This is a genomic window from Micromonospora sp. 4G55 (genome assembly GCF_016803375.1).
Window position 1 is genome coordinate 1 of the sequence record NZ_JAEVHN010000492.1, and the last position, 4,675, is coordinate 4,675.

Here is a 4,675-nt window from a genome sequence, read left to right on the forward strand (position 1 = left end):
AGCGCCGGGGCGGGCTGGCCGCGACCGGTGAGCGCCCGGGGGACCAGCACGGAGGTGGGCATGGTGACCTCGGCCACCGTGCCGCGGTCGGCGCCGGGACGCAGCTCGACCTTGACGCCGTGCCGCGAGGCCAGCCGGGCGACCACGACCAGGCCCATCATCCGGGAGACGGCGACGTCGACCTGGGGCGGCGTGGCGAGCCGCTCGTTGAGGTCGCCCAGCTGCTCCCGGCTGATGCCGATGCCGCGGTCCTCGACGTAGAGGGTGGCCCGGTCGCCGATGCGGCGCGCCTCGACCATGACCTGCGAGTCCGGCGGCGAGAACGCGGTCGCGTTGTCGAACAGCTCGGCGACCAGGTGCACCATGTCGTTGACCGCGTGGGCGGCGACCTCGATGTCCCGGTCGATGATCCCGAACTCGATCCGGGTGTAGTGCTCGACCTCGGACTGCGCGGCGCGCAGCACGTCGATCAGGGCGGCCGGCTCGCGCTGCACCCGGGTGGAGTCGGCGCCGGCGAGGACCAGCAGGTTCTCGTCGTTGCGGCGCATCCGGGTGGCCAGGTGGTCGAGCTGGAAGAGCTCGGCCAGGCGGTCCGGGTCCTCCTCGCCGCGCTCCAGCCGGTCGAGGTGACCGATCAGCCGGTCGACCAGGATCTGCGAGCGGCGGGCGAGGTTGACGAACATCGTCGCGACGGAGGAGCGCAGTGCGGCCTGCTCGGCGGCGGTGCGGACCGCCTCCAGGTGGACCGCGTTGAACGCCTCGGTCACCTGGCCGAACTCGTCCTTGCTGCGCACCGGCAGCGGCTCGGCGATCTGGTTGGCCAGCTGCGCCGGGGAGAGCTGGCCGCTGACCTGCGGGTCGCGCAGCCGGGCCACCGCCTGCGGCAGGCCATACTGGGCGATGGACAGGGCGCCCTGGCGCAGGTCGCGCAGGGAGCGGGCCATCGACCGGGCGACCAGGTACGCGAAGAGGATCGCCAGTAGCAGCATGCTCAGCAGCAGGCCGGTCTCCAGGAAGACCTGGCGCTGCACGTCGGAGCGGAGGTCGTCGGCCTGCCGGACCACCTTGCCGTCGAGCTTGACCTCGACGGTACGGATCAGCGCGGCGTTGGCGACCAGGGCCGCGTCCCACTGGTCCGTGCCGAACTCGACCCCGGCGATGCTCTCGGTGTCGCGGGACTTGATGAAGCCGCTGTAGGCCTCCGCCTGGCGCAGGTCGGAGCCGGCGACGGTCTGCTGGTACAGCTCGCGCTCGGACTGGTTGGCGACCGACTGGAAGGTCTGCCGCGCCAGCTGCTCGCCCTTCTGGCTGGCGATGAAGTCGTCGCGCAGCGGAGCGATGTACGCCTTCTGCAGGAGAACCCGGTGCCCCGCGACGCGGCGCAGCGACAGGAACTCCTTGGTCCGCGCGACGGCGGCGGCGGCCCGCATCCGGTCGCTCAGGTCGTTGTCGCCGGCGAGCTGGGTGGCGGAGTCGCGGACGCTGATCAGCTGTTCGATCAGGCCCTGGTACGACCCGACCGCGTCGCTGAGGCTCAGCTTGCCGTTGTAGACCTGGCTCCGGGTGCCGGGCAGGTCGCTCAGCTCCTGGTCGATCCGGTCCAGCAGCGTATCGAAGCTGCCCGGGAGATCCTCGATCTCCAGGCGTTGCTGCGAGTACGGCGCCTTGGCCTGGTCGACCCGCTGGTTGACCCGGTTGTACGCCTCCTGGTACTGCTCCCGGGCCTGGCCCTTGGGCGCGCCCAGCAGCAGGACGGCGGCGGTGCGCTCGTCCTGGAGGCTGTTGACCAGGTCACCCGAGTACCCGACCAGGTTGGCCAGGTCGCCCGCCCGGTTGGCGTTGTTGAGCGTCTGCAGGTGGTCCACCAGACCACTGGTGCCCACGACGACCGTGGCGATGGTCGGCACGATCATGATGAGACCGAGCTTGGACCAGATCGGCATGTCGCGGAGTCGGCCTGCCGGCCGGCGTAGCCGCGACAGGAAGGAGCCCGCCGTCTTCGGCCGTTTGCTCACGTCACCGCCCTCGCGATTGCAGCGTCCCCGCGTTGCCCCGGGCAACGCCCAGCGACGACCCGGCGGGTCGGACCCCCGAGATTCCATCACGCCGCCCCTGAAAGAGAAAGCCCAGGTTGGCGGTCGCCGAAGGTGTGATGAGATGTTGATGCAATTTGATAGCAATCCGTCTGGCCGGAGTTACCGAACGTAATGGAATACCGTCACCGCGTTGTCCTGCTCGCTGGCCCCTCCGGCTCCGGAAAGTCGTATATAGCTCATCGAACCGGACTTCCGGTGCTCTGCCTGGACGACTTCTACAAGGACGGCGATGACCCTACGTTGCCGCGCCAGAACGGACAGGTGGACTGGGACTCGCCCGACTCGTGGGATGCCGGGACGGCCGTGGAAACAATTGCCCGACTGGCCCAGGAGGGCAAGGCCGAAGTGCCGGTTTATGCGATCGGTGCCGACCGACGGGTGGCCACCCGGCCATTCGAGGTGGCCGGATCGCCACTTTTCGTCGCCGAAGGGATCTTCGCCGCCGAGATCGTCGAGGAGTGCCGCCGCCGGGGGCTGCTGGCCGGGGCGTACGCGCTGCGTCGCCCACGCGGCACGACCTTCGTCCGCCGGCTGACCCGCGACCTCGCCGAGCAGCGCAAGGCGCCGAAGGTCCTGCTGCAGCGCGGGTGGCGCTGCTGCGCGCCGAACCGGCGGTGCTGCGCCGGCAGACCGGGCTGGGCGCCGAGGCCGCCCGCGCGCGCGACGTGCTGCGGCGGGTGGCCGGCCTGGTCGCCAGCCACCCGCACCACTGATCAGGCCAGCAGCTTCGCGTACGCCGGCTTGATCACCTCGTCGATGATCCGCAGCCGCTCGTCGAACGGGATGAAGGCGCTCTTCATGGCGTTGATGGTGAACCACTGGAGCTCCTTCCAGCCGTAGCCGAAGGCGTCCACCAGCAGCGCCATCTCCCGGGACATCGAGGTGCCGCTCATCAACCGGTTGTCCGTGTTGACCGTGACCCGGAACCGCAGGTCGCGCAGCAGCCCGATCGGGTGGTCGGCAATCGACGCGGCGGCACCGGTCTGCACGTTCGACGACGGGCACAGCTCCAGCGGGATGCGCTTGTCCCGCACGTACGCGGCCAGCCGGCCGAGCACCGGCGGCGGCCCGGGGGTGATGTCGTCGACGATCCGTACCCCGTGCCCGAGCCGGTCCGCGCCGCACCACTGGATGGCCTGCCAGATCGAGGGCAGCCCGAACGCCTCGCCGGCGTGGATGGTGAAGTGGAAGTTCTCCCGCTGCAGGTACTCGAAGGCGTCCAGGTGGCGGGTGGGCGGGAAGCCCGCCTCGGCGCCGGCGATGTCGAAGCCGACCACCCCGGTGTCCCGGTGCCGCACGGCCAGCTCGGCGATCTCCTGCGAGCGCGCGGCGTGCCGCATCGCGGTCAGCAGGGTGCCGATCCGGATGGGCGTGCCGGCCGCGGCGGCCTGCTCGCTGCCCTCGACGAAGCCGGCCACCACCGCCTCGACCACCTCGTCCAGGGTGAGGTGCTGCTCCAGGTGCTGCTCCGGGGCGAACCGCACCTCGGCGTAGACCACTCCGTCGGCGGCCAGGTCGAGCGCGCACTCCCGGGCCACCCGGCGCAGCGCCGGCGCGGTCTGCATGACGGCGACGGTGTGCGCGAATGTCTCCAGGTAGCGCTCCAGCGAACCCGAGTTCGCCGCCTCCACGAACCAGCGGCCGAGCGCCTCCGGGTCGGTGGTGGGCAGCTCGTGACCGACCTCGGCGGCGAGCTCGACGACCGTCGCCGGCCGCAGGCCGCCGTCGAGATGATCGTGCAGCAGCGCCTTGGGGACCTTGACGATGTCCTCGTATCGGATTGCGACCATGCTCAGACCCTAGTCAGCCCCCGACCGGCCCGGGACGGGACCGCCGGGCCGGCGCGTCGCCGTGAACCGCACCACCCGGTACGGACATGAGAGGGGCAGGGAGGGCGCGACATGACTGACGACCGAGAGCTCTGGGCCCGCAGCCTCGACGGTGACACCACGGCCTTCGGCACGCTCTTCGAGCGGCACGCGGACGCGGTGTTCGGCTACTGCCTGCGGCGTACGGGGGCGTGGTCGGCCGCGGAGGATCTGGTCTCGGTGGTGTTCCTGGAGGCCTGGCGGCGAAGACCGGCGATGGTGCCGTACGGCGAGAGCGTCCTGCCCTGGCTCTACGGCATCGCGCTGGGCGTCAGCCGCAACCACCACCGGTCGCTGCGCCGGCACCGGGCCGCGCTGGACCGGGTACCGCCGCCCGAGCCCGCCGCCGACCACGCCGACGCGGTGGTCGAGCGGGTGGACGCCGAGCGACGGGTCGCCGCCGTGCACCGCCACCTCGCCGGGCTCGCCCGTCGGGACCGGGAGGTGGTGGAGGCCTGTGTCTGGCTCGGACAGACCCAGGCCGAGGCCGCCGTCACGCTCGGCATCCCGCTGGGCACCGTCAAGTCCCGCCTGGCCCGGGCGCACCGTCAGCTGCGCACCGGCGTGCTCGCCGACCTCGCGATGGAGGACCGACCCGATGGACCACAGTCCGCTCCGCCCGGACCTGCCGCACCTGCCCACCGAACGGGTCCGCGTACGCCGTGACGCACTGCTGCGGGAGATCGCCCCGGCACGCCGGCGATCGGTGAC

General features: G+C 71.6%; 3 protein-coding genes and 1 pseudogene. 2 read left to right on the forward strand and 2 right to left on the reverse strand.

The features are described 5' to 3' along the window. The coding region (locus tag JNW89_RS28135) for a sensor histidine kinase (RefSeq protein ID WP_238451378.1) at nucleotides 1–2,015 on the reverse strand (2,015 nt) is incomplete at its 3' end. Nucleotides 2,016–2,207: 192 nt separating this feature from the next. Between JNW89_RS28135 and JNW89_RS39090 the strand changes: the two are divergent. After that, a pseudogene (locus JNW89_RS39090) lies at nucleotides 2,208–2,585 on the forward strand (uridine kinase); the annotation flags it as partial. Nucleotides 2,586–2,809: 224 nt separating this feature from the next. On the opposite strand, the gene JNW89_RS28140 reads toward JNW89_RS39090, so the two are convergent. Further along, the gene (locus tag JNW89_RS28140; protein WP_238451381.1) at nucleotides 2,810–3,886 is read right to left on the reverse strand and encodes an adenosine deaminase; all 1,077 of its coding nucleotides are present in this window, start codon (nucleotides 3,884–3,886) and stop codon (nucleotides 2,810–2,812) included. A 111-nt stretch (nucleotides 3,887–3,997) separates the two neighbouring features. Here JNW89_RS28140 and JNW89_RS28145 point away from each other — a divergent pair, with 111 nt between their 5' ends. After that, nucleotides 3,998–4,630, forward strand: a complete 633-nt coding sequence (locus JNW89_RS28145) for an RNA polymerase sigma factor (RefSeq protein ID WP_238451382.1) — start codon at nucleotides 3,998–4,000, stop codon at nucleotides 4,628–4,630. Nucleotides 4,631–4,675 lie beyond the last annotated feature (45 nt).

Excerpts from the sequence above, each read along its gene's own strand:
- JNW89_RS28140 (WP_238451381.1), bottom strand. The coding sequence starts at position 3,886 with ATGGTCGCAATCCGATACGAGGACATCGTCAAGGTCCCCAAGGCGCTG.
- JNW89_RS28145 (WP_238451382.1), top strand. The coding sequence starts at position 3,998 with ATGACTGACGACCGAGAGCTCTGGGCCCGCAGCCTCGACGGTGACACC.